This window comes from Halocatena halophila (genome assembly GCA_027563145.1).
Taxonomy (GTDB): domain Archaea; phylum Halobacteriota; class Halobacteria; order Halobacteriales; family Haloarculaceae; genus Halocatena; species Halocatena halophila.
In genome coordinates this window covers 659,183-683,098 of the sequence record CP071306.1, presented here as the reverse complement: position 1 = coordinate 683,098, position 23,916 = coordinate 659,183, and the positions used below count along the sequence as shown (strand labels likewise).

32 protein-coding genes are annotated in these 23,916 nt (G+C 58.4%); 20 read left to right on the top strand and 12 right to left on the bottom strand.

The window, feature by feature from the left end:
- Nucleotides 1-14: 14 nt before the first annotated feature.
- The 3 genes from pdxT to hisE are packed head-to-tail and all read left to right on the top strand — an operon-like array spanning nt 15 to nt 1,423.
- On the top strand, nt 15-605 hold the full coding sequence (gene pdxT / locus JXQ78_RS03520) for a pyridoxal 5'-phosphate synthase glutaminase subunit PdxT (protein ID WP_330632100.1): 591 nt from the start codon (nt 15-17) through the stop codon (nt 603-605).
- A 43-nt stretch (nt 606-648) separates the two neighbouring features.
- Nucleotides 649-1,146 (top strand): bifunctional nuclease family protein, encoded by a 498-nt coding sequence (locus JXQ78_RS03515; protein WP_330632099.1) that lies wholly within the window; start codon nt 649-651, stop codon nt 1,144-1,146.
- Complete coding sequence (gene hisE / locus JXQ78_RS03510; RefSeq protein WP_330632098.1) at nt 1,139-1,423, top strand: phosphoribosyl-ATP diphosphatase; 285 nt, start codon at nt 1,139-1,141, stop codon at nt 1,421-1,423. Before JXQ78_RS03515 ends, hisE begins: the two co-directional genes overlap by 8 nt.
- 1 nt (nt 1,424) lies before the next feature.
- Here the strand turns inward: hisE and JXQ78_RS03505 are convergent, their stop codons facing one another.
- Nucleotides 1,425-1,781, bottom strand: coding sequence for a DUF5518 domain-containing protein (locus JXQ78_RS03505; RefSeq protein ID WP_330632097.1), 357 nt, complete (start codon nt 1,779-1,781; stop codon nt 1,425-1,427).
- A 101-nt stretch (nt 1,782-1,882) separates the two neighbouring features.
- Here JXQ78_RS03505 and JXQ78_RS03500 point away from each other — a divergent pair, with 101 nt between their 5' ends.
- Together JXQ78_RS03500 and engB are read left to right on the top strand one after the other, a co-directional pair.
- Nucleotides 1,883-2,854 carry an NOG1 family protein gene (locus tag JXQ78_RS03500; protein ID WP_330632096.1) on the top strand — a complete coding sequence of 324 codons (972 nt, stop codon included), beginning with the start codon at nt 1,883-1,885 and terminating at the stop codon, nt 2,852-2,854.
- 3 nt (nt 2,855-2,857) lie between these two features.
- Nucleotides 2,858-3,475, top strand: coding sequence for a GTP-binding protein EngB (gene engB, locus JXQ78_RS03495; RefSeq protein ID WP_330632095.1), 618 nt, complete (start codon nt 2,858-2,860; stop codon nt 3,473-3,475).
- Here the strand turns inward: engB and JXQ78_RS03490 are convergent, their stop codons facing one another.
- The gene (locus JXQ78_RS03490) at nt 3,476-4,213 is read right to left on the bottom strand and encodes an SDR family NAD(P)-dependent oxidoreductase (protein WP_330632094.1); all 738 of its coding nucleotides are present in this window, start codon (nt 4,211-4,213) and stop codon (nt 3,476-3,478) included.
- A gap of 254 nt (nt 4,214-4,467) precedes the next feature.
- On the opposite strand from JXQ78_RS03490, the gene JXQ78_RS03485 reads away from it, so the two are divergent.
- From JXQ78_RS03485 to JXQ78_RS03470, 4 genes are all read left to right on the top strand, one after another.
- Nucleotides 4,468-5,001 (top strand): GNAT family N-acetyltransferase, encoded by a 534-nt coding sequence (locus JXQ78_RS03485; protein ID WP_330632093.1) that lies wholly within the window; start codon nt 4,468-4,470, stop codon nt 4,999-5,001.
- Nucleotides 5,002-5,065: 64 nt separating this feature from the next.
- Nucleotides 5,066-5,599 (top strand): GNAT family N-acetyltransferase, encoded by a 534-nt coding sequence (locus JXQ78_RS03480; protein WP_330632092.1) that lies wholly within the window; start codon nt 5,066-5,068, stop codon nt 5,597-5,599.
- 61 nt (nt 5,600-5,660) lie between these two features.
- A complete protein-coding gene (locus JXQ78_RS03475) occupies nt 5,661-6,182 on the top strand; it encodes a GNAT family N-acetyltransferase (protein ID WP_330632091.1) in 522 nt (173 codons plus the stop codon).
- Nucleotides 6,172-6,891 (top strand): HAD family hydrolase, encoded by a 720-nt coding sequence (locus tag JXQ78_RS03470; protein ID WP_330632090.1) that lies wholly within the window; start codon nt 6,172-6,174, stop codon nt 6,889-6,891. Before JXQ78_RS03475 ends, JXQ78_RS03470 begins: the two co-directional genes overlap by 11 nt.
- Before the next feature lie 10 nt (nt 6,892-6,901).
- On the opposite strand, the gene JXQ78_RS03465 is transcribed toward JXQ78_RS03470, so the two are convergent.
- Together JXQ78_RS03465 and JXQ78_RS03460 are read right to left on the bottom strand one after the other, a co-directional pair.
- Nucleotides 6,902-8,254, bottom strand: a complete 1,353-nt coding sequence (locus JXQ78_RS03465; RefSeq protein WP_330632089.1) for a DUF402 domain-containing protein — start codon at nt 8,252-8,254, stop codon at nt 6,902-6,904.
- Nucleotides 8,251-8,622, bottom strand: coding sequence for a DUF7532 family protein (locus JXQ78_RS03460; RefSeq protein ID WP_330632088.1), 372 nt, complete (start codon nt 8,620-8,622; stop codon nt 8,251-8,253). The genes JXQ78_RS03465 and JXQ78_RS03460 overlap by 4 nt, the downstream gene beginning before the upstream one ends.
- 87 nt (nt 8,623-8,709) lie before the next feature.
- On the opposite strand from JXQ78_RS03460, the gene JXQ78_RS03455 reads away from it, so the two are divergent.
- Nucleotides 8,710-9,351, top strand: a complete 642-nt coding sequence (locus JXQ78_RS03455; RefSeq protein ID WP_330632087.1) for a riboflavin synthase — start codon at nt 8,710-8,712, stop codon at nt 9,349-9,351.
- On the opposite strand, the gene JXQ78_RS03450 is transcribed toward JXQ78_RS03455, so the two are convergent.
- A complete protein-coding gene (locus JXQ78_RS03450; RefSeq protein ID WP_330632086.1) occupies nt 9,345-10,373 on the bottom strand; it encodes a PrsW family intramembrane metalloprotease in 1,029 nt (342 codons plus the stop codon). The two genes, JXQ78_RS03455 and JXQ78_RS03450, sit on opposite strands and share 7 nt — an antisense overlap.
- Before the next feature lie 111 nt (nt 10,374-10,484).
- Between JXQ78_RS03450 and JXQ78_RS03445 the strand changes: the two genes are divergently transcribed.
- Entirely contained in the window at nt 10,485-10,673 is a 189-nt protein-coding gene (locus tag JXQ78_RS03445) for an HVO_0416 family zinc finger protein (protein WP_330632085.1), read from the top strand.
- A gap of 58 nt (nt 10,674-10,731) precedes the next feature.
- On the top strand, nt 10,732-12,567 hold the full coding sequence (locus JXQ78_RS03440; protein WP_330632084.1) for an ATP-dependent helicase: 1,836 nt from the start codon (nt 10,732-10,734) through the stop codon (nt 12,565-12,567).
- Here JXQ78_RS03440 and JXQ78_RS03435 read toward each other — a convergent pair.
- Nucleotides 12,564-12,809, bottom strand: a complete 246-nt coding sequence (locus JXQ78_RS03435) for a DUF7533 family protein (RefSeq protein WP_330632083.1) — start codon at nt 12,807-12,809, stop codon at nt 12,564-12,566. The two genes, JXQ78_RS03440 and JXQ78_RS03435, sit on opposite strands and share 4 nt — an antisense overlap.
- Before the next feature lie 183 nt (nt 12,810-12,992).
- On the opposite strand from JXQ78_RS03435, the gene uvrA reads away from it, so the two are divergent.
- Genes uvrA through JXQ78_RS03420 form a run of 3 tightly spaced genes read left to right on the top strand, consistent with a single transcriptional unit; the run spans nt 12,993 to nt 17,265 of the window.
- Complete coding sequence (gene uvrA, locus JXQ78_RS03430; protein WP_330632082.1) at nt 12,993-15,932, top strand: excinuclease ABC subunit UvrA; 2,940 nt, start codon at nt 12,993-12,995, stop codon at nt 15,930-15,932.
- A gap of 39 nt (nt 15,933-15,971) precedes the next feature.
- The gene (locus JXQ78_RS03425) at nt 15,972-17,063 is read left to right on the top strand and encodes a geranylgeranyl reductase family protein (RefSeq protein WP_330632081.1); all 1,092 of its coding nucleotides are present in this window, start codon (nt 15,972-15,974) and stop codon (nt 17,061-17,063) included.
- A 40-nt stretch (nt 17,064-17,103) separates the two neighbouring features.
- A complete protein-coding gene (locus JXQ78_RS03420; RefSeq protein WP_330632080.1) occupies nt 17,104-17,265 on the top strand; it encodes a CopG family transcriptional regulator in 162 nt (53 codons plus the stop codon).
- Here the strand turns inward: JXQ78_RS03420 and JXQ78_RS03415 are convergent, their stop codons facing one another.
- Nucleotides 17,266-18,024, bottom strand: a complete 759-nt coding sequence (locus JXQ78_RS03415; protein ID WP_330632079.1) for a 23S rRNA (uridine(2552)-2'-O)-methyltransferase — start codon at nt 18,022-18,024, stop codon at nt 17,266-17,268.
- A 221-nt stretch (nt 18,025-18,245) separates the two neighbouring features.
- On the opposite strand from JXQ78_RS03415, the gene JXQ78_RS03410 reads away from it, so the two are divergent.
- The 3 genes from JXQ78_RS03410 to JXQ78_RS03400 are packed head-to-tail and all read left to right on the top strand — an operon-like array spanning nt 18,246 to nt 20,205.
- The gene (locus JXQ78_RS03410; RefSeq protein WP_330632078.1) at nt 18,246-18,989 is read left to right on the top strand and encodes a DUF4013 domain-containing protein; all 744 of its coding nucleotides are present in this window, start codon (nt 18,246-18,248) and stop codon (nt 18,987-18,989) included.
- A gap of 52 nt (nt 18,990-19,041) precedes the next feature.
- Nucleotides 19,042-19,722, top strand: coding sequence for a hypothetical protein (locus tag JXQ78_RS03405; RefSeq protein WP_330632077.1), 681 nt, complete (start codon nt 19,042-19,044; stop codon nt 19,720-19,722).
- A gap of 45 nt (nt 19,723-19,767) precedes the next feature.
- A complete protein-coding gene (locus tag JXQ78_RS03400; protein ID WP_330632076.1) occupies nt 19,768-20,205 on the top strand; it encodes a hypothetical protein in 438 nt (145 codons plus the stop codon).
- Here JXQ78_RS03400 and JXQ78_RS03395 read toward each other — a convergent pair.
- Complete coding sequence (locus JXQ78_RS03395) at nt 20,177-20,389, bottom strand: ribbon-helix-helix domain-containing protein (protein WP_330632075.1); 213 nt, start codon at nt 20,387-20,389, stop codon at nt 20,177-20,179. The genes JXQ78_RS03400 and JXQ78_RS03395 overlap by 29 nt on opposite strands.
- Before the next feature lie 101 nt (nt 20,390-20,490).
- Here JXQ78_RS03395 and JXQ78_RS03390 point away from each other — a divergent pair, with 101 nt between their 5' ends.
- Complete coding sequence (locus tag JXQ78_RS03390) at nt 20,491-20,823, top strand: hypothetical protein (protein ID WP_330632074.1); 333 nt, start codon at nt 20,491-20,493, stop codon at nt 20,821-20,823.
- Here the strand turns inward: JXQ78_RS03390 and aglJ are convergent.
- Together aglJ and JXQ78_RS03380 are read right to left on the bottom strand one after the other, a co-directional pair.
- Nucleotides 20,820-21,797: an S-layer glycoprotein N-glycosyltransferase AglJ gene (gene aglJ / locus JXQ78_RS03385; RefSeq protein WP_330632073.1), complete on the bottom strand. Its 978-nt coding sequence runs from the start codon at nt 21,795-21,797 to the stop codon at nt 20,820-20,822. The genes JXQ78_RS03390 and aglJ overlap by 4 nt on opposite strands.
- A gap of 59 nt (nt 21,798-21,856) precedes the next feature.
- Nucleotides 21,857-22,429: a DUF7547 family protein gene (locus JXQ78_RS03380; RefSeq protein WP_330632072.1), complete on the bottom strand. Its 573-nt coding sequence runs from the start codon at nt 22,427-22,429 to the stop codon at nt 21,857-21,859.
- A gap of 125 nt (nt 22,430-22,554) precedes the next feature.
- Between JXQ78_RS03380 and JXQ78_RS03375 the strand changes: the two genes are divergently transcribed.
- A complete protein-coding gene (locus JXQ78_RS03375) occupies nt 22,555-22,698 on the top strand; it encodes a hypothetical protein (protein ID WP_330632071.1) in 144 nt (47 codons plus the stop codon).
- Between the two features lie 50 nt (nt 22,699-22,748).
- On the opposite strand, the gene dpsA is transcribed toward JXQ78_RS03375, so the two are convergent.
- A complete protein-coding gene (dpsA, locus tag JXQ78_RS03370) occupies nt 22,749-23,297 on the bottom strand; it encodes a DNA starvation/stationary phase protection protein DpsA (protein ID WP_330632070.1) in 549 nt (182 codons plus the stop codon).
- Between the two features lie 153 nt (nt 23,298-23,450).
- Nucleotides 23,451-23,897: a hypothetical protein gene (locus tag JXQ78_RS03365; RefSeq protein WP_330632069.1), complete on the bottom strand. Its 447-nt coding sequence runs from the start codon at nt 23,895-23,897 to the stop codon at nt 23,451-23,453.
- Nucleotides 23,898-23,916: the final 19 nt, after the last annotated feature.

The following is a 23,916-nucleotide window of genomic DNA, read 5'->3' as shown; positions in this document are numbered from 1 at the left end:
TCTTTTCTATATGTATGACGCTCACAGCGGGTGTAATCGCGGTTCAGGGGGACGTTTCCGAGCACGTCGCGGCGCTCGAACGGAGTGCAACGGCGTGTGGCGTCGATCTCACCGTCCAGCGGGTACGCACGGCCGGGACGGTCCCCTCGTGTGATATGCTCGTATTGCCCGGCGGGGAATCGACCACCATTTCGGACCTTTTGGTGACCGAAAAAATTGCATCAGAGATCGTCGGCCACGTCGAGGCCGGCAATCCATTGTTGGCCACCTGTGCCGGGTTGATCGTGGTGAGTCGAGATCCACGGGACGAGAGAGTTCACACGCTCGATTGTCTCGACATCTCTGTCGATCGAAACGCGTTCGGCCGTCAGCGCGACAGTTTCGAAGCACCGCTACCGATTCGCGGTCTCGAGAGACCGTTTCCCGCAGTCTTCATTCGTGCGCCGTTGATCGATAGCGTCGGCCCGTCGGTCGAGGTGCTCGCAGCGTGGGAGGACCGCCCAGTTGCGGTTCGATCCGGGTCGGTCGTCGCCACGTCGTTCCACCCTGAACTGACGCATGATTCTCGGCTGCACGAGCTGGCGTTGTTCGAGCAGTTCTCCTGATCGACCCCGAGGGGTTTTGCCCCGTGCCCCCGACAGTACGCGTATGGATGCATCCATCGAGGGCGTCCGCGTGGCCGGGACTCAGCGCGGCGCCGTTCCCGTGGTGACGCTTGCTCCCGACGACGAGGAGGAGACGGATTTACTCCCGATTTTCATCGGCTTTTCGGAGGCGACCAGCATCGTTCGCGGTCTCGACGCCGACGACATAGGACGGCCGCTCACGCACGATCTCTTGCTTGACGGCTTCGAGGAGCTCGGTGGCCGCGTCGATCGCGTGTCGATTTCGTCCGTCGAGGAGGGGACATATTTTGCCGATCTCCATCTGGTCACGCCGCGAGGATCGGCAGTGATCGATGCCAGACCGAGTGATGCGCTTGCGCTTGCCGCACGTACGAACGCGCCAATCGAGATCGATCCCGAGGTGTTCGAAGGTGGCGGTGACGATCCAGAACAGTATCACCAGCTCCACGACATTCGTGACGTACTCGATGGGTCCGGACCAACGACGTGGCCACCAACGGAGGATGAATTCGATGAGTGAGGTGCTCGAAGAGCTGTTCGACGTGATCGAGGATCGGAAACGAACCCTTCCCGAGAACTCCTACACCACATCGTTGTTCACCGCAGAGAAGGGCGAAAACGAGGTACTCGAAAAGCTTGGCGAGGAGTGCACCGAGCTCGTCCTGGCTGCAAAGGATGACTCACACGAGGAAATCGCCCACGAAGGCGCAGACATCGTGTATCATCTTCTCGTGTTGTTATCGATGAAGGAAATGTCACTCGACGATCTGCTTGAGGAGCTAGAGGCACGGCGCTGACCTATTCGAGGTACCCACCGAGAGCGCCCGCGAGCCCGCTCGGGATCGCGGCCATGAGCGCCAGAACGATGGCCGCGAGGCCTGCTCCCAGTCCACCGAGTGCTCCAACTGGTCCGCCGATCAGCGTGCCACCGATCACTGCCGCGACGCCAACGATGAGCGCGAAGATGATTCCACTGAGTGCGCCCGCGAGCAAGCCGTGGACGCCACCGCGAAACAGTCCACCGCCGGCCATGTAACCCGCGACGAATCCACCGATCAGCCCTGCTGTGGCGTGTCCAATGCCAGGGAGCATGAATCCGATCAGACCAAGGAGGACGGCGACCAGAAAGCCGGTAACGATCGCTTTGTAATCCATAGTATCGTGTACGTTCTCCGTTACCGTATACCCACTGGTGGGATATGACCGTCGGAGCGGGTAACGAACGTGCTTTTAGGGTCGGGACTGATAGTCTTAGTATGACGTTCGAGGACATCCCGACCGTTCCCCGGTCGGAGGAACTCATCGATAAAGCGTTCTCTCGGGCTGCTCGAGCGGGACGGGCGAAATCCGGCATCGAGGCCCAACAGTCGATGCTGGTGACAGCCTCGAATATCGTTTCTGACAATCTCCAGAACGTGACGACTTCGTGGCCGGATTTCGATGCGGTGGACCCGTTCTACTACGAACTCGCCGACGCGCTCGTTGATGGCGGCGTCGATTCGCTCAAACAGCAGCTTTCGACCGTGATGTGGACCGGACGAAAGGCGGCCGATATCCGTTCGGAGTACCAGTCGCGCCTCCGTGGAGATCCAGACACCGCCCGAAAGATTCGAAAGCAAGCGTTTGCTCGACTTGCCGACCTCACCAATAACGTTGAAGACGAACTGCTCGCGCTCGGAGACGCACGCGAACAGCTCAAGGAACTTCCAGACATTCGTCCGGACCAGCCCACGATCGTGATCGCTGGCTACCCCAACGTCGGCAAATCCACGTTCGTCAACCACGTCACCAACGCGAACAACGAGATTGCCTCGTATCCATTTACGACCACACAGATCCACGTTGGCCACATCGAGCGCAATCACATCACGTATCAGCTCATCGATACGCCAGGGCTACTCGATCGGCCGGCGGACGAGCGAAACGACATCGAGTCGCAGGCGGTGAGTGCGCTCTCTCACTGTGCGGATTGTATTCTCGTCTTTGTCGATGGGAGCGAAACGTGTGGCTACCAGCGCGACGTCCAACTGGCGCTTCGCGACGAGATTGCGGATCGGTTCTCCGGTGTGCCCGTCCTGACGGTCGCTTCGAAGGCAGATCTCGACGGCGCGATCGACGCCCCATTGCGCTGTAGCGCCACTGAGAACGAGGGCGTCACCGAACTTCTCGACGCGGCGATAGATGCGACGGATTACGAAATCGAGCTGCCATACGAGACGAACGCCTGAATCATGTTCGACACTCGCCCCGATCGGTCTGCGGAGGTCGTTCTCGTCGGTCGCTCGAACGTTGGAAAGTCAACGATCATGCGCGAGCTCACCGGCCATTCGGTCTCTACGGGCTCGAAACCGGGTGTTACGCGCTCGCCCAACCATTACGACTGGGCGTCGGAGGATTTCGTGTTGACAGATCTGCCCGGGTTTGGATTTATGGAGGGTGTTGAGGAGGGCCATCGCGAGTCGATCAAGACGAACGTTGTCCAGTATCTCGAGGGCTATTCGGAGCGGATCCTCGTGGGGATCGTCGTGCTCGATGGTAAAAGCGCGGTAGACATCATCGATCGCCACGCCGAACGCGGGGCAGTGCCCCATGACGTGGAGCTGTTTCATTTCCTCCAGGAGCTATCGATTCCCACCGTTGTCGCGGTGAACAAGATGGACAAGGTTGATGATCGAGATGCGCGTCTTGATGCGATCTGCGACCGGCTCGGCATCTATCCGCCGTGGAAGCAGTGGCCCGAGACGATCGCACCGATCTGTGCCAAACGTGGGCAGATCAGCTCGCTCACCGACGCCGTCGGTGAACATCTCCACGAGGCAAAGCGCGACGATCTGTTGCAGTTTTTCTGATCAGACCGATTCGGGCAGCCAGCCCCCATCTACCTCGACGTTCTCGCCGCTGATGTACTCCGGACCCCCCATAAAAAACAGGATTGGATCAATCACGTCCTCGGTCGTGGCCGCTCGTCCGCGCGGAAGCGTGTCCGGAAACGCATCGGAGTTCTCGATGACGTACGGTGAGACGGCGTTGACGGTGATTCCCTCGTGTTGGGTGTCGGCCGCGAGCATTCGCGTGAACATCAGCACGCCGGTTTTGGCGACGAAGTACGGGAAGTTCGTCGGATTGACGAGCCCTTTCTCGGCACCGGCGTAGCCGATGTTGACGATGCGACCGTATTCGGCATCGCGCATCGTCTGGAGCGCGCGTTTCGAACAGAGACAGGTCGCGTTGAAGTTCGTCTCCAGCACATTTTTCCAAACGTCCCAGTCCATCGTTTCCCAGTCTTCGGGAGCGAACCGGCCGACGTTGTTCACGAGGAGATCGACCGGCCCACGTTCGGCTTCGATCGTCGAAAAGAGCGCATCGACTTCGTCGGGCTCAGTAACGTCCGCGCCGACTGCCAGTGAGCTGACGCCGAACTGTGCAGAAAGCGCGTCGGCGAGCGCGGTGGCCTCCTCCTCGCTCGTATGATAGTGAACCACGACGTCTGCGCCAGCACTCGCCAGCGCCTCAATACAGTCGCTGCCGAGTCCTTTCGCGCTGCCGGTGACGAGCGCGGTGCGCCCGGTGAGATCGGGTCGATCCATACTACTCCTCCGGTCGCCAGCGTTGTGATACCATCGGCGATGGTGTCAACCCATGTTCGTCCAGTAACTCCGAGAAGTTCCCGTTGGACGGGCCATCGGTGAGCCACTCGCAAAGGCAAGCAATCGCCGATGACAATCGACGTGGACATACCGTGTTCTGACTCGCCAGTGATTGATCAGATACCCCCCGAACGACCGACACATGCTGTCACACCTGAAACAGCCTCAAGTACTCGCTCTCGAATGAGACGGTAATGCCTGGTCCAATATTCTGCGAGGGTGACGTGGTGTCGCTGCGCACGCTCGAAAAAGACGACGCCGAATGGAACCACGAACTGGTCAACAATCCCCGTGTCTGGCAATCGCTTGGAATGGAGGCACCAGTGTCACTGGAAGAGACACACGAATGGATCGATTCGAAAAACGACTCCGATGCCGTGTGTTTCGTCGTGACGGTCGATGAAACACCAGTCGGAACTGTCAACATGAAATCACCGTATGAGACGTGGGGTATCGCGGAGCTCTCGTACAAATTTGATCCGAAGCATTGGGGGAACGGCTACGCGACGGACGCCCTGAAAACGATCAGCGCCTACGCCTTCGAAACGCGTCGTCTCGAGAAGCTGTTTGCCGAGTGCTTCGATACGAACCCAGCATCCGGCCGCGCACTCGAAAAGGCCGGCTTCTCTCAGGAAGGCCGGTTCAAAAACCACGGCTTCACGGAGGGCGAACGGGTTGACGTGCTACGCTACGGGCTGTTGGCTACAGACTGGTTCGATCAAGAGTGACCCCCGCGTCCTGTGGTGTCATGGCTCCAACATTGTTAGGTGCTCTCCATCAGTAGATCGTGCCATGCCGGGACCAGTATTCCTGGAAGGCGAAACGGTTTCACTTCGAACCTTCGAATCTGAAGACGTCGAATGGAGCCACGAACTCGTCAACCATCCCAACGTCTGGGGACCGCTTGGAGTGACGGAACCGACATCACTGGCTGACGCACGCGAGTGGTTCGAATCGAGCGACGATTCCGGAGCCGTCGAATTTGTCGTGAGCGTGGATGAAACCCCAGTCGGAACCATCAGAATGAAGCCACCCGATGAAGCGTTCGGCGTTGCTGAACTCGCGTACAAGATTCATCCCGATCACTGGGGGAACGGCTATGCGACGGATGCCATCCGGACGATCTGTGGCTATGCGTTCGAAACGCGCCGGCTGGAAAAACTGTATGCCGTCTGTTTCGATACGAATCCTGGATCAGCAAGCGCACTCGAAACGGCCGGCTTCACACAAGAGGGCCGCCTCCGAAAGCACTGGTTCACCGAGGGCGAGCGCGTCGATGTCCTCCAGTACGGACTGCTGGCGACCGAATGGTTCGACGAGAACTGATCAATGTGAATAGTTCACAGTGGTGAAACAGACTCATTTGTGTCGTTATACAACGTCATCTATGCCTGGTCCGATTTTCACCACCGGAGACCGGATTGCGCTGCGATCAATCGAAACCGAGGACGCCCAGTGGCTTGCCGAGCTGTTCAACGACCCCCGGGTCTGGCCCCGAACGGGAATGGTAGACCCGAAATCACTCGAGGACGAACGCGAGTGGATCGAGTCGCTCAGTGAGAATAACAAGATACAGTTCGTGGTGACGGTCGATGAAACCCGCGTCGGAACGGTCGGTTTTAAACCACCAAACGAACGATGGGGCGTCGCAGAACTGGCCTACACGATCGATCCCGAGCACTGGGAGAACGGCTATGCTACCGAGGCGGCCGAAACGATCTGTGCCTACGGATTCGAGACGCTGCGACTGAACAAAATCATCGCGGAGTGTTTCGCCAGCAACGACGCGTCGGCGAACGTGCTGGAAAAAGTTGGTTTCACCCAGGAAGGACGATTTCGCGATGAGGCGTACGTCGACGGCGAATACATTGACATCCTCCGCTATGGACTGCTCGTCGATGAGTTCTGACAACGGTACTGATCGAAACGGCGATAGCACCGGCGATCGAACGGCAACCGTGTCCTACGATACAGTCGTCTTCGACAACGACGGCGTGTTGGTCGTCCCGCCGCCGCGATCCTCCCAACTGCGCGCAACCAGGCGCGCGTTCGAAGCAGTTGGTGTCTCTACTGTGGCCGACGAACACGTCGGTGCGATCGTTGATGGCATCCATCCCGACGAACTGTACGCGCTCTGTGCGGAGTACGAGTTGGATCCCGAAACATTCTGGGCGAAACGTGAACACTTCGACGAACGCTCGCAAGTGCTCGAATTCGAGGCCGGTAGCCGATCGACCTACGACGACGTGGCAATCGTTCCGGAGCTCTCACAGACCTGTGGACTCGTCAGCAACAACCACCAATCGACTGTTGAGTTCGTGCTCTCACATTTTGGCCTCCAGTCGGCATTTGATGTCTGCTATGGCCGGCCACGAACGATCGAGAGCTTAGCAGAGAAAAAGCCCGAGCCGACGTTTATCGACGCTGCACTCTCTGCCCTTGAACCGGAGAATGCACTCTACGTCGGTGACAGCGAAACGGATCTGATCGCCGCCGAGCGTGCCGGCATCGACGCTGCGTTTCTCCGCCGTGATCACCGGGCCGAGACGGAGCTCTCCGTCGAACCAACGTATGAACTCGCTGACCTGTACGAACTGCAGGCCCTGCTCGAGAACTGAGTCTGAACCGTCAGTCGTCGCTGAGCGCGCGCTCGAGTGAGACAGCAACGGTCCGGGCCCGGTCGGCCACCTGCTCGGTGAGCTGTCCGGCAGCTTGCGCTGCCTCGAGTTCGTCGTCGTCTACCCGCTTGAGGGTTCCATCAGCGTGTTTCACGACATCAACGTGCAGATCGATATAGCGGGCCTGATCTGGGAACAGCTCGACGGGCGTGCAGACGTTCACGTACGTCCCTTTTGAGGTCCCGTTTCGATCCCGATAGACGGTTGGATACCACCACTTGCCTTCGGTGAGCTTCGTTGTGGCAACGTCGCCGGCTTCCTTCTTGACGCCGAGCGCGTCGTAGCTCCCTCCAGGAGACATCGTCCGCTCAACCGTGATCGTGGTGTCGTCTCTGTCGGTGACGGTGGCGGTTCCCAGCGAAAAACATCGACCGTCCGGCTTCCCGTGAGCGATCTCGATCGAATCGCCGACGGCCGGGCCGAACGCAGAAACCGTCTCCGCGAACGGAAAATCGCCCGTCGGTTCAGAAACCGCTTCGGTGAAATCGACGGCTGCGCTGGCGGCATCCGTCCCGGCCTTGATCCGGTGGTGACCATCCATCGTTGTCGTCACCGTTCCCCGGTGTTCATCCAGTGCAAACCGGCTTTCCCTGCCGAACCACACCCACATCTGCTTCTGTGGCTGTGTGGGCTTTTCAACCTCATCTTCGATCCGTTTGGCCCGCTCGTTGAGCTGTGAGAGCGCTGCCGCGAGCACGTCGAACGAATGATCTGTGGCTCCCTCGGCCCAGCGAACCGTCCAGCCCTCGCGGGGTGAAACGTCCAAGAGATCGGTAACGCCGATCCCATCGCCGGTGGCTGTGGTTCCTTTCTGGAGGTGCCCGTAGCTGTTCTCGACGGCGATCGTCGTCCGCAACTCCGGCCGATCGTCGACCCAGGGTGCTGTCGTGCGTGCAACCTGGACGGTGAGCTCGTCGCCACGCTGTAGCTGCTCATCAGCCTCCCGAAACGGAAGAAAACCAGCAGCCGCGCCCAGATCGACGACTGCACCCTGACGTTCGACCGATTCGACTGTCCCCGTACACACGGTCTCTGGTGGAGTACTGGCCGTCCAGCTGAACGCGTCGACTCCAACCGACGTAATCTCTGCACAGATGGGCTGGAGCGTTTCATCGTCGGGTGCGACTACGGCTATTCCCGTCCGATCGGCTGCATCCCCAATGGTTACCGCAGCGGGAGCATCACCGAATGCGCGATCGAACCGCGACTTGATCGGCGGAGAAGCCTGGACGATCTCGTACTCGTCCTCAAGGAGCGCGGTGAGTGCAGTGGCGTAGATCCCTCGCAACCGAACCGTCGTCATAGCATATCCGACGAATCGGCAAACCTGACGCGGTCATTCACGGTCCCACCGAGCGTCAGCTCGACCGTCCCATCGTCAAGCGCTCGGCCCCCCTCGATTGGGACACCCCAGCTATCGAACCGGAGATAGCCACGGATGTCAGCAGCGTGGGTGAAAATATCGATGTACTCGACGGTATGTTCTTGAATGTCGCTACTCGAGTGTGCGCGATCCATGGTGGAGTACACCGTTTCTCGTTCGAAAAACGACTCGAGCTCATTGGCGGTTTTTTCGGTCGCAGCAACGGCGTGGTCGGAAGCCTGCTGGATTTGCTCCTGTGAAAGGCCAACCGATCTGAGCGCCGCCTGTGTTCGCTGATCGAAATGCATGACTGACAGTACGTGGCCGACACCGAAAAGCCCGCGATCAACGGCGGCTCCGGAACGCTTTCGTAGCGCTGGCGGATAGTTCGACGCATGTTTACCGGGATCGTCGAGGAGACGGGAACCGTCGTTGAGACGACGACACACGACGATGGACGCCGGCTCACCATCGAATCATCGTTCGGAACCGAGCTGTCGGAGGGCCAGTCAGTCGCCGTCAACGGCGTCTGTCTCACTGTCGAGCGATACGATGAACGGACGTTCGAAGTGTTTCTTGCCGCGGAGACTATCGATCGGACGTATCTGGATGCGGTAACGAGTGGCGATGCGGTGAATCTTGAACGCGCCATGGCTACAAACGACCGATTCGACGGGCACATCGTGCAGGGACACGTCGATGGCACCGCCACGATCACCGCGATCGAATCCGTCGGTGAAGACTGGACGTTCGAGTTTGCAATTCCTGCGTCCCTAGAGCAGTATGTCGTCGAGAAGGGCTCGATTGCCCTCGATGGCATCTCGCTCACTGTTGCTAGCCACACGTTCGGTACTGACGAGACAACTCCAGGACTCTCGGTCGCAATCATCCCGGCAACGTACGGGGCGACGACGCTCGGCAAAAAATCCGTCGGCGATCCAGTCCACGTCGAAGTCGACGTGCTGGCCAAGTACACCGAACGACTGCTCGAGACGAACGAGTCAAAAGAGGCGACCGTTCCACCGTTCAGTCAGTGATTCACCGGGTCGTCGAACTCCGTCCGATCAACCGATAGCTCACTCGAATCGACAACCTCCTCCTCGAGCTGTCTGTACGTTTCTCGATACCGGTTTAGCTTCCGGAACAACAACAGTCCGAAGAGTCCCAGATAGAGGACGACGAATCCGAACTGTGGGATGAGCATGGGGACGTTCGGATACAGCCCGTGGACGATACCAACGAACACGCCCACCAGCGTGTTGTACGTTGCGTGAATGACCGATGCGATCACCAGTCCCTTCACGATGATCGGCCCGGCGTGTTTCGGATTAAACTTCGCGAGGCCGAGATAGTATCCTGCAAACGCCGAGTAGATCACGTGACCCGGTCCCGCGATCGCGCGCGTGGCTGCGATGTCCGTCCCGGCACTCACCGTTCGGAGCAGTGAGGACGCAGGAAGTTGGACGAAATCGACGCCGATGTAGAGTGCGTTTTCAATCGTCGCAAAGCCAAGGCCAGCGACCGCACCGTACACCGCACCATCGATGACTGCAGAAAATGCCGGCTGGCGATAGGCGTACACCCGTACGGCGAGTAGTTTCACTCCTTCTTCGATCGGGCCCACTACGAGGAAAAACAGTAGAATCTGTCCAAAAAGCCCCTGTCCGAGCGCAGAAAACGGCGATTCGAGAACGACAGCAAAGCCGGCAAACAACACGCCCAACACGAACGTTGCCGCGAGCACGTCGATCGGCTCCGATACCGTCACGTCCGATCGATACACCCACGCGACCAGCGCCAGCGCCGGAATTGCAGAACACACGGTCAACAGTCCGACCACTGGGATAGAGGAGGCCTGAATTCGATCAAGCGATAGCTGGACGACACCGGCCGTTATCAACAGTGCAACGAGGATCGTTCCCCACCGGACGATCGCCAACACTATTCGGTGGAGCAGTGAAGAAAGTCTATCCAGCGCGGTTCGGCGCTCCCAGTGGGCGAGATCGTACAGATCTCTGGACTCGCTCGCCCGGCGCTCCAGTGGATCTCGGTCCGTCATACCAGTGTAATCCAGCGCACAGTATAAGCAACTTTGTCTGGCACGGATTTTTTGTCAATGAAACTAAAGTCGTCGGTACCCTTATTGGCGTGTCATACCATGTCACAACACATGTCGCTAGGGAACGATGACGTGTTCGACGAATTCCTTTCACAGCGTGGCTACGACGTGCCGTCGGAGGCGTCGGACTGGCAGCGAGACCGCCAGAAAAAGCAGTGTCCCGACTGTGGTGGCTTACATGAGATAGCGGCAACGGAGTGTACTGTCTGTGGGTGGATGCCAGAGAGCGAAGCAGGCTGAGAGTCCCACGAATTCGTGAGTCAGGGCGCTTATACTGTTGGATACCCTGGACCCCGCAATGACCAAACCACGAGTGACCCGGTTGTTTGGCGGGCCGGGCTGTGGTAAAACCACGGCACTGCTCGACCGCGTCGACGACATGCTCGATTCTGGCGTGCGGATCGAGGATATTCTCATCGTTTCGTATACGCGTGCCGCAGCAGCAGAGGTTCGCGAACGACTGGCAGAGCGGCTCGACCGGAGTCCGCGTTCGCTCAGATCGAACGTCTGTACGATGCACGCCAAGGCGTACGAACTGCTCAACTGCTCGCGAAACGATGTCGTTGGCGAGTCGGACAAACAGGCGTTCTGTGAGGACTACGGCCTCGAGTTCGAAGACGAGTACAGCTCCTCGCGTCGGCGTTCTTCGCGCTCGACGACGATTGGTAACAAGATCATCGCCACGAGTCAGTGGCTCCAGCGAACGACGCGTGAGGTCGCAGACTGGCACGAGGTGCCATTCCAGTGGGACGTTGAGACCGTGCGGCTGCCACCAGATATCGATCCGAACGCACAGACAGGAAACAAATACACGCCCACGTGGCCCACCGACGACGACCGAATCGACGTTCCACAGACAATCCGTGCATGGCGAGCGTACAAGGGTGATAACGACATTCTGGGATTCGCCGACATGCTAGAGCGTGTCCACCAGCGATCACTCATTCCCTCCGTCGATTATCTCGTGATCGATGAGTTTCAGGATATCACTACCCTGCAGTATTCGGTCTACCAGGAGTGGAAAACCCAGATGGACTCGGTGTTGATCGCGGGCGACGACGACCAGGTGGTCTACGCCTGGCAGGGTGCCGATCCGATGTTGCTCCTCAAAGAGGGGGGTGAGAACGTGGTGCTCGACACGTCGTATCGCCTTCCATCCCGGATTTTGAACGTTGTCAACCGGGAGATCGATCACGTTGAGGAACGCCAGGAGAAAGATTTCCAGCCCCGAACCGAGGGTGGTCGCGTTGAGGCAGTGCGCGACCCTTCGATGTACGATCTCATGTGTAACGTTCGCGCGACGATCGAAGAGACAGATGGCTCGGTGATGGTGCTGTTCCGTGCGCGGTATCAGATGTTCCAGTTCATGGACGAGTTCATCGATGAGGGGATTCCGTTCAAGACGATGACCGACCAGCGGATGTGGACCGACCGACTCACGGATTACATCATGGCGGTTGAGGCCCTGAGCGATGAGGAGCTGTTGACCGGACTGCAGGTCCGTCGGCTGGCGGAAATGCTCGATTCGGCGGCCTTTGGAACGGGCTCACGCGACGAGCTGTTCGATGCGCTCGAAGCTCACCAGGAGAAACTGGGTGTTGATGATCTCACAGAGATGGAACTCCAGCCCTCGTTCGTGAAAGAACACGCGCCGTTCGTTCCGACACGGTCGAGTGCGGCCGACATGGTACATAAGGTGACGAACTACCAGAGCCGGTCGATCGAGGCGTATTTCAATGGGCCATACCAGGATGTCGATCGTGCCCGCGTTCGGCTCGGAACGATCCACAGCGCAAAAGGTCGTGAAGCAGACCACGTGTTCGTCGGTACGGATCTCACCGAGAAGGTCGTCGAGCAGATGGCCGCCACGGTTGACGATTCGCCAGCCGCGACGGGTGATGAAGCGTTCACCAAACACACCGATCCCGTGCCAGTGCTCACCGACAACGAGCGACGTGTGTTCTACGTCGGGATGTCACGGGCCAGAAAACGACTCGTGTTGCTCGAAAACCTGGTTGATGGCGCACCAACACTTCCGATCGATGTGTTGCTCACCAACGAGTCGTCCGACGACTCACTCAAGCAGCTCATAGAGGCCGCACAGGAGCCACTCGCGCCACCGACCACGTCCTAGTCGTCCTCATCATCGCTCGGCTTCGCGATCCGATCCGTCACTCGCTGGAGTGCCATCGCTGGAAGGTCGGTCGGTGAGGTGATCGTTTCCTCGACGACGACCATCGCAATGGCAAGGCCAACGAAAACACCACCGAGAAGATGGTTTCCATCCTGGAGAAACTGCATGCCGAGCATCGCGACCGGAATGGCAAAGGCAACGGTGACGGCCAACGTAATCGTATCGATAATTCCCTCCGGCATTGTTCGGTGTACGGGGGTTGGCTGTCATCACCGTAAAGTCGTTGCACTGGACCGGCTGTTCTCACGTTCACTTTCACTGTGCTTGGCGACAGCTTACGGTCGTTCGGAAACTCGAAAAACCTATGAAGAGCCAGCCACACCCGGACCGACAGCGTTTCAGCGATTCGACCCCACCAATTCACAATGAGTGAAAACATCGACGTCCGTGGGGCGTCTGAACACAATCTCAAGGACATCGATGTGTCCATCCCCCGCGACGAGCTGACGGTCGTGACCGGGCTTTCGGGCTCGGGGAAATCATCGCTCGCCTTCGAGACGGTGTATGCCGAAGGGCAGCGTCGATACATCGAGAGCTTGTCGGCCTACGCACGGAACTTTCTGGGACAGATGGACAAACCACAGGTCGAAACCGTCGAGGGGCTCTCTCCGGCGATTTCGATCGATCAGAAAAACGCCGCCAACAACCCTCGTTCGACCGTGGGAACGGTAACGGAGCTCCACGACTATCTCCGATTGTTGTACGCTCGCATCGGGACGCCACACTGTCCGGAGTGTGGACGCGAGGTCGGCGAACAGAGCGCCCAGACGATGGTTCGCCGGTTGTTCGATCTCCCCGAAGGGACCCGCGCGAAAATCGCTGCGCCGGTCGTGCGCGATCAAAAGGGCGCGTTCGAAGAGCTGTTCGAAGGACTCATCAGTGAAGGCTACTCTCGGGTTGCGGTGGACGGCACCGAGTACGATCTCACGACGGAGACGCCCGAGCTCGATGAGAACTACGATCACACGATCGACGTGATCGTCGATCGCGTTCGTATTGAGCCGGATGCCCGCTCTCGGATCACCGACAGCGTCGAAACCGCACTGGAGGAGGCAAACGGGGTGCTCAAATGCATTGTTCCGGATCCCCCCACCGACGTAGCACTCGGCGCGGTCGCGAGACAGACCGGCGATCTCGCCGGAGAGACCCAGGACGAAGAACTCATCGTTGAGTTCTCCGAAGCACTTGCCTGTCCGGAGTGTGGAATCGACCTCCCGGAGATCGAAACCCGGAGCTTCTCGTTCAACAGCCCTCACGGAGCCTGTCCGGAGTGTGAGGGAATCGGCGAGACGAAAGAAATCGATGAGTCTCGTGTCGTTACCGATCCGGAAAAACCGCTTCGTGAGGTGTTCGAACCCTGGAGCTACAACCGTTCGTACTATCGAACCCGACTGGACTCCGTGGCTGCACATTTCGATGTGGACATGGAAACGCCGTTTGAGGAGCTCTCTGGGTCGGTGCAGGACGCATTTTTGTACGGCACCACAGAAGATGTGGTGTTCGAACACCGGACGAAAAACGGAACGCGCCGGAAAGAAAAGCCGTTCGAGGGCGTCATTCCGAACCTAGAGCGTCGGTACGTCGAGACCGACTCGGATTCGACCAGAGAGCACATCGAGAAGTACATGGCCACCACGACGTGTCCAGCCTGTGAAGGCACACGGCTCAAGCCAGCGAGCCGTGCGGTGCTCGTCAACGACGTCTCGATCACCGAGATCAATCGGATGAGCATCGGCGATGCTCGTGAGCTGCTTGAGGGCTTCGAGCGTGTAATGACCGAACGCGATCGCATGATCGCAGAGGAGATCCTCAAGGAGATCCGCGCCCGGCTTGGATTTATGTGTGAGGTTGGCCTCGAGTATCTCACCCTCGACCGGGAAGCCTCGACGCTTTCGGGCGGTGAAAACCAACGCATCCGGCTGGCCACACAGATTGGCTCCGGACTCGTCGGCGTGCTGTACGTCCTCGATGAACCCTCGATCGGGCTCCACCAGCGGGATAATGACCGACTGTTGAACACGCTCGAAGAGCTTCGAGATCTGGGGAACACGCTGCTCGTCGTCGAACACGACACCGAGACGATGTATCGTGCGGACACGATCATCGATATGGGTCCCGGGCCGGGCAAACGTGGCGGTGAAGTCGTCGCAAAGGGTGATGTCGAAGCCATAAAAGATACGCCTGCGTCGATCACTGGCCAGTATCTCTCCGGTGAGCGAGAGATACCGGTGCCCGAAGAACGCCGCGAATCGGACGAATCGCTCATCATCCGTGGTGCCCGCCAGCACAATCTGGACGATCTCGACATCGAACTCCCACTCGGTGCGTTCACGGCGATCACGGGGGTTTCTGGCTCCGGAAAATCGACGTTCCTCCACGAAATCCTGTACAAAGGACTGGTCCGGCGAATGAACGACACCGACGTGTATCCCGGCGACCACGACGATATCGAGAACATCTCGGCAATCGAAACCGTCCGGCTGATCGATCAAAGCCCGATCGGTCGGACGCCGCGGTCGAACCCTGCAACGTACACGGGCGTGTTCGATTACGTTCGCGAGCTGTTTGCCGAAACGTCGCTCGCAAAGCAACGGGGCTACGCGAAAGGTCGGTTCTCGTTCAACGTGAAAGGTGGTCGCTGTGAGGCCTGTGGTGGGCAGGGAACGGTAAAGATCGACATGAACTTCCTCTCGGACGTGTACGTTCCCTGTGAGGAGTGTGGTGGCTCGCGGTACAACGACGAAACGCTGGATGTAACCTACCGCACAAAGACGATCGCCGACATACTCGAGATGAGCGTGGAGGAGGCGGCGGACTTCTTCGAGCACGACCGTCGGATCGCCCAGCGTCTGCAACTGCTCAAAGACGTGGGCCTCGATTACATGAAGCTCGGCCAGCCTTCGACGACGCTTTCGGGTGGTGAGGCCCAGCGGATCAAACTCGCCGAGGAGCTTGGCAAGCGCGACACCGGTGAGACGCTCTATCTGCTCGATGAACCGACGACTGGTCTCCATCCGGCTGATGAGCGCAAACTCATCGACGTGCTCCAGCGGTTGGTTGATGAAGGCAATACGGTGGCCGTCGTCGAACACGAGCTCGATCTCGTGAAAAACGCCGACCACGTCATCGATCTCGGTCCCGAAGGTGGTGATAACGGCGGCGAGCTCGTTGCGACGGGCACCCCAGAGTCGGTTGCTCGCACTGAACGATCACACACCGGCCAGTATCTCCGCGATCTGCTACCGTCAGTCGAGTTGGATGGCCCACGATCGAAACGCACGCCGGCGATTCCCAGCGACGACTAAGAACAAAGCGTTATTGGCGGGCAACTACTGCGCCCGGTAATGTACGATTTCATCGTCGTTGGTGCTGGTCCGGCCGGTGCTCGATTTGCCCGTCGGAGTGCAGCGGCTGGCTACGACGTCTGTGTGTTCGAACACGGTGAGATCGGTCGTCCGCTGGCGTGCTCCGGGCACGTAAGCCTGGACATCTGGGAGTATCTCCCGGACGACGCTCGCAGTGACCTCTTTCAGAACGATATCTTCGGCGCTCGATTCCACACGGGTGGGCCCGAGACGCCCGCCGAACGCTTCTATAAGGAGTCGCCAGTGTCGAACGCGATCGATCGAGTTGGCCTTGATAAGCGTCTCGCCGAGGCTGCAGAGTCAGCGGGGGCGACGGTGCTCGAAAATCACACGGTCACGGGCGTTGTCGAACATCCTGACCACGTCGAAGTGACGGTTTCGGGCCCTGACGGTGTCGAAACACACGAGGCCTTGCTGGTCGCGGGCTGTGATGGCCCCCGCTCACGCGTTCGTTCGGAGTGTTCGATTCCTGCGCCCGATGAGTTTCTTCATGGTGTTCTGGCGTTCGATGAGACCCCGGACTTCGACGACCACGTCGACGTGCATCTGACGGTTCCGGAGTTTTTCGCCTGGCGCATCCCGCGCGGTGAGGCCGGCGTCGAGTATGGGCTTGCCGTCGCTCCTGGTGCGGACGTTGCAGCGCGGTTCGATGCGTTCTGTGACGCCTACGACGTGTCGGTGACCCACCGATGTTCCGGGGCGATACCGATCGGTCCACCAAGCCGAACAATCGGGGCGAGAAGCTTTCTGCTCGGTGATGCCGCCGGACAGACGAAACCGTTCACCGGTGGGGGTATTCTCTATGGCATGCAAGCGGCCGATCACGCAGCCGAGACGATCGATCCAAACGATCCCGGCTCGCTCGGTGCGTACGATAGATCCTGGCGTGAGGATCTCGCGACTGAAATCCGGCTTGGCCACTGGCTCCGTCGGGCGTACTCACTGCCAACGCCGGTACAGAAACTGGGTCTCAGCACGCTTTCGGGTGAGATCGGCGTCCATATGGATCGGCCATCGACGTTGTTCTCTGGAACGCAACTCAAAGCGTGGCTGACCGGCGGTGCTGAGTAACAATCGATGTACATTCGGTGATGCAGTGACAGCCAACAACATGCCCAAAATCAGCGTCGAGATCCCACAGGAACTGCTTGATGATCTCGATGACCACGTTGGTGACGACGCAAAATTCGTCAATCGAAGCGATGCAGTGCGGGGTTCGATCCGGAAGACGCTCGATCTTCTCGATGCGATCGACGAGCGCCACGGTCGGTGACTATTCGAGTCGCTCTGCGAAGCCAAAGTTCGGTTTCACGTCGGTCACCTCGATCGTGACGGACTCGCCCTCGGGCACGTTCGGAACGAACAGCGTGTAGCCCTCGACTTTGGCGATGCCATCGCCTTCATTGCCAGTGTCCTCGATCGTGACTGATAGTTGCTCGCCGACCGCAACTGGTGCGGTCAGTCGGCCTTTGCCAACGAGATACAGCTCGGAGGACTCCTTTCTCGAGGCGTCGGGCTGAATTCTGCGCACGTACTGAAACTCTTTTTCGACAGTCGTTTCGAACGCGTCGAGATCCGGACCATCGAACACCTTCGCTACGAAATCACCACCGGCATCCAGAACTTCCATCGCCGTTTCGAACGCCTGAGTGGCCAGATGAACCGATCGTGCGTGATCTAGCGAGTACTCGCCGGTCATGTTCGGGGCCATATCCGAAACGACCACATCCACGGAGCCGACGCGTTCGATCACCGCGGTCCGGGTTTCCTCGTCGGTCATGTCGCCCCGGATCGTCTCGACGCCTTCGATCGGATCGATGCGCTGGCGGTCCACACCGAGAACGCTCCCTGTCTCACCCACGCGCTCGATTGCAACCTGTAACCAACCCCCCGGAGCAGCGCCAAGGTCAACGACGGTCATTCCGTCATCGAAAAGCGACGCCGCCTCATCGAGCTGCTGGAGCTTATATGCCGACCGGGCACGGTAGCCCTGCTGTTTCGCCTTGTTGTAGTAGTGATCTTTTCCTGCCATGATCTCTCACCCGCCGCTCTGGTGCGGTACCATCCATCCAGAGGGCGTGATCTCAGTCATAGTAGAACCAATGCCATCGATTCGGATAGGTTGATCGGATGGTCGTCTCCCTCGATCGCTCGAACAGATCTCTGTCTGAATCGCTCGAACTGGTCCGGCTGTCGTATTTTCGAACGGATAGTTCCGGGACAGTTATACTGGTGACGCCATATCGTTTCGCTGTGCTTCGGGCTGCTCTGAACTATCCCTCATCACGAACGGCTGGCTCACGGGCGGTGGTGCTCGGTGGCGTTTCGTATCTGTTGTTGTCGCTTGCATTGCTGATTGGATCGTACGCGAGTAGTATTCAGGAGATAGACACCTCGACAGCGGTGTCGGAGCTTGGGAGCTCGGGGCAACTGGGTGTGCTCGTCGTTCTCGTTCTCGGCCAGCTGCTGGTCTATCTCCTCACCCGTGGCTATTTCGTCGCGGTGCTCGGACGACTGCTTGCGGGCGAATCCACGCCACCAGCGTTCAGTCCGGCAATGTTCCTCGATGGCGCGAAAGTCACGCTGATCACGCTTGCCTATCTGCTCCCCGGAACAGTCGCCATCGTCGTGGCCGTGACCCTCCGAAGTGAGCAACCGGCTTCGAGCGTTGGCGCGTTCACGAATGCAGTCGGATCGATGCTCGTCCTCTGTGGGCTGTTCTGGACGCTGATTGCGATCTATCTGCTGCCGGCTGCACTCGCGCTGTTCGCCCATACGGACTCGATGAACCGGGCGTTCGCCTGGCGAGTGCTGGTGAAGTGTGTGACAACCGAGGACTATGCCGTTGGTCGAATTGGAGGTGCGTTCGTCCGACTTTGTCTGTTTCCGGTCGCCCTGGTGCTCCAGCTGTTATTCGTCGGCTTTTTTCTCAGATTTCACGTGCACGTGAGCGGCTACTACCTGTATGGCCGGGCCATTGCGGTCACACTGGAGTGATCAGATCGCCGTCGCCCGGATCCTTTTTTTGTCCGCCGTCCTAACGGAGCCTGTGACAGCAGGTGACACGACCGGGACGTCGTTCGATGTGATTCACCGTCAGGATGATGCACTCGGCTGGATTGCGTATCCGGATGAAAAAATGGAACGCGCGAGCTATGCGCTCACCGATTCGGATCGCGATGGCATCTGGCTCGTTGACCCAGTCGATTGCGATGGGCTCGATGAACTGCTTCGCCCTCGTGGACCGGTGCTCGGGGTGGTAATCGCACTTGACAGACACAAGCGAGATGCCGTGGCCATTGCCACCCGACACGAGGTGCCGATCTATCGACCAACGTGGATGCAATCGATCGACGATGACCTCGACGGTCCAGTGCGCGCGCTCGGTGGTGAACTCGGCGCAACGGGGTTCGAACTGTCGAAACGAATCGACAACCGCTTCTGGAAGGAGGTAGTCCTCTATCGACCGTCGGATGCAACCGTCTACGTTCCCGAGTCGGTTGGTGCGGCCGCATACTTTTGTGTTGGCGACGAACCCGTTGGCGTCCATCCCATGCTCCGGCTGACACCGCCGGCCGAACTGACCGACCGGCCGGTTGAGCGACTGTTTATGGGTCATGGCCACCCCATTGGGACTGACGCAACCGAGCCACTCGTGTCGGCGATCGATACCGCAAGACAACGATTTCCTGGGCTGCTCAAACAGCTGCTTTCGAGCCGGCTGGGATGAGATTGCCGACATATGAATTAACTCATTCCCGACCGTAGAGAAGCCGTGTGCTACATCACCCGTGGTCTCGCGGCCGTGTTGCTCGATTTCGCCGGTGAGAAGGCACCGGCCTCAATATCGATTCCGCTCACAGTTTCGCCGGCCACAGCGCTCGATACGGCCGACGAGCTGGAACCAGAGACGGACGTTTTCACGCACTTTTATCATCCAACCGCCGGATCGTCGATCACGGCAGTCTTCGGGATGGACCTCGGAACACCACGGTCGCAGGGTCGATTCATCTCCCATCCGTCGGGCAAGCGAACGCTGTCGATGGACGACGATCTACACCAGGTGGTGGTGCTGGCTGTCCCGCCATGGGAAGGGCTCACGGCGTTCGATCGACGGGGAAACGAAATTGCGCTAACGATCGTCGATGCCGAGCCTCCTGTCGAAACTGTCAGCCCGAGCGAACTCAATCGTGAAGGTAGCCAAGATCTTTGAGCTGACTGGCGATTTCCTGGAACTCAGCTTCTGAGAGATCGCCAGAACGCTGATGCTGGATGACGATCGATCGCAAGAGAAACCTGACCAGATCGCTGGTGCTCGAAAAGCTCGTCCCTTCGATCGTCTCTTCGACCCGATCGGCGAGATCCTTCGGAATCGACACCGTCGTGTAGTCGGTCATACGTGTGAACAATCAATCCAGTCGGATATAGTTGCGGGCTCTGGTGTGAAATCGGCGCGTGAAGGAGTAGCTTTTCAATTCGCGGGAACATACCTCCAGTAATGAGCGGTCGTACTCCCCAACCGAACCGTCCCGAGGATGGCGAACAAACGGTCGCGTTCGGCATTGCAGCCCTCGATTCTGAGCTCTCAGCTGCTGACGTGTCGTATCCGACGGATCGACGGACGCTCCTCGAGACTGTGGGTGACGTGGCAGTGCCGTACAACGCAGCAGGTGGAACAATTGCCTTCTCTGAGGCACTAGAGCAGGTGCCACGATCCGAGTTCGAAACCAAACAGCAGCTGTTGAACGATCTCCATCCGGTGTTCGAAACCGCACGCAGAGAGCATTCGAATCCGTGGCTCGATCGGTTGCGCTCTGTGTTTCCTTCCTAGTGACGACGCTCGGACTCCTGTGCAGATCGCTCTTGGGGCTCGGTATCGGCCGTTTCATGCAGCTGTTCTGCGAGCGATTCAATCTGGCGTGTATGTTCTCGGTTGACGGCAACGACCATATCAGTAACCACGCCGAACATGAACAGCTGCACGCCGAGCAGTATTGCAAACGCAGAGAGCACCGCCAGTGCCTCGTGTGAGACGTGGACCACGAACCACTCATAGCCGACATACGCGCCGACGGTCGAACCGAATAACACGCTACAAAGCCCAAGGCTGCCGAAGTAGAACACGGGATTGTTCGTACGCGCAAGTCGGTAGAGCGTGTGGAAGATCCGTCCACCATCCCTGACCGGGTCGAGATTCGATTCCGAACCGTTCGGGCGTGGTCGATAGTCGATCGGAACGACCGCCGTCGGAATCCGGTGTTTGACACACGCCACTGCGAGTTCGGTTTCGATCGTCAGGCCGTCGGCCGAGAGCGACATCTGCTCGATCGATGACCGCGTGAACGCCCGGTAGCCACTCAGGATATCGGCAAAATCTCGGCCGTGAATCAGCGTGAACGCCGTGTTGATGAGCCGGTTGCCGATTCGATTCATGCGGCTCATCGCTGCGGGATCGATTTCCTCCAGGCGGTCACCGATGACGTGTTCTGCACGGCCGTTACGGAGTGGTTCGAGGAGGTCCTCGATAGCACTGGGATCGTACGTTGCATCGCCATCGATCATCACGACGTACGGCACCTCGACATACTCAAGTGCCTCGCGAACGGCCTGGCCTTTGCCAGACCGACGCTGTTCGATCACCCGCGCGCCGTGCTCCGTGGCAATCGTTCTGGTGTCGTCGCTCGAGTGCCCATCGATGACAAGCACGTTCGTGTAGCCCTGCTCCGTGAATCCATCGATCACCGACCCGATCGTGGCTGCTTCGTTATACGTCGGAATGAGCACACAGACGTCGTCTGAATCCATCGACTCTACGTTGTACTCGCCGCTCTGGGTGGTAAAGTGTTACCGTCTCTCCGGGTGGCTCACTCCTCGTCGTCGTCGCTCTCGTCTTGATCTACATCGCGTTTGATCGTGTCGAGTTCGTCATCGACGCTCATCGAATCGTCATCGTCGTTTGGTGATGACACGTCGATGCTAATCGCCCCCGACTCCGTTGACTCCGTTCCGTTTTCCGTCCCATCGGAGAGTCGATCGCCGATCTCACTGCTGAGGGAGCGAGCGTCATCGAGAAGCTCACGAGAGGCTTCCTGCGGTGGACGTCCCTCGATTGCCCCCTGGATGTCGTCGAGCACACCGTTTAGCTCATCGATGGTTCGCCGTCCGGTCGACCGCACACGATCGTCGTCCGTGATCGGCGATCGACCGTTGAGCGTTCGAAGCACGCCTTGCAACAGCTTCAACGCGTGGATGTGCGTCTCGAGCAATGAAATCAGCGCCGGAATCGTCCGCTGTTCGGTGAATTCGAGAAATCTACTTGGCGGCCGAGGTCGAGACCGTGACGACGACGATTCTTCGTCGATCGATTCCTGGAGCTCCGAGAGCGTCTCGGACAGCTCTGAGAGCAACTCATCGAGATCGTCCGATCGTCTGTCCATACCGATACTCGTATCTCACCGTTGATACAGCTATCGCCGGTCGCGCTCGCCTGCCAACGGCGATCGCTGGCATCTTCTAGGGAGACCAAAACATTTTTTGCTTTAGGCAGACCTAATCTACGATAATGGCAGAGCAGGAATTTGCAATCGCATCGGCTGACGCCACCATCACGTGCCACGAGGCATCTCCAGAAAAAACTGTTTTTGTCGAGTCCAACAATCAGGACGGCTGGATTGCGACGGATCTCGTCGTTGACCTCGAACGATAAGCGTCGATTAGTTCGCTTGCGCGAATCGACGCGTTCTACCTCGTGAGCAGTTAGTTTAGGGCATTTTCGAGGACGAGCGAATCGTCCTCGAGGTAATGTTCGATGTGGTGGGCATCTTCTTCGACACCGATGAGGATCTCTCGAAGCATCTCTCCCGTGTAGTAATCACCGAGATTGTCCGCGAGTTCGATGTGATCTCTGATCGATTCGATGATGTCGCCGTATATCTCTAGATCGTTTTCCAGCGACGTTCTGATGTCGTAAACGTTCTCGTCTTCGAACGACACCGTCGCGCGATCGGTGAGTGCCCCCATTCCTGCCACCGGTACACCACCAAGCGCCTGTGCACGTTCGGCGATTTCGTCTGCCCCTTCCTCGACGGTCTCGTAGGCCTCCTCAAGGAACACGTGCATATCCCGGAACTCTGCACCCTCGACGTTCCAGTGGTGCTTTTTCAGCTGATGATACAGCACATAGCTGTTTGCAAGATCCGTGTTGAGCGCCTCGATGATCTGTTCGGACCGATCTTTGTCGAGACGGAGTTCGTTTCCATGGACGGTACCCGATTCCTTGCGAATCTGCCCTTGCTGGTGACTCATTTCACTAATACCTATTCTCGCCACCTACTTAAGCATTCCCAATATTGAAAATAATTTTCGGCTAACCAAAACTCGAGTTTCTATTTTAGTGTGGAAACATTCGAATCTAGAATATTTGCTTCCTGGTCGGCGGTTGGTGAATCCTCATTCGGACTATGTATTGTTTGATGAGTCGGGACCCAACACCACTCGATCGTCGTGGATCACGGTGACGCGCTGTGGACTGGCGGGTTCGAACTGAAAGCGTGCCCGGTAGGTTATCTCGGTGAGATGTGGGAGACAGACCTCTTCATCGTCGGGTTCGACCGTTTCAATCGCGGCAACGAACTCCTCATCGATGATACAACAACCGGCGAGCTGGGCGGTCTGACAGGAGCTCGATCCCGTGATCGTACCGGTGAGTTCGATTTCATCTTCGGAAATGTTTGCGCTGGCCCTGGAGTCATTGCCGGGGGCTACCCCCTCGACGGTAAACGAACGGTCGACTAGCGTCGGCGACTCCACAGAGTTCGTCCGAGCGCGGGTTGTCGAGATTGATCCAGCCGTCGTTGCGAATCCAACAACCGTTCCGATCGAGCGCAACATTGTGCGTCGTCTCATAGATTCGCTTTGGGCTGTT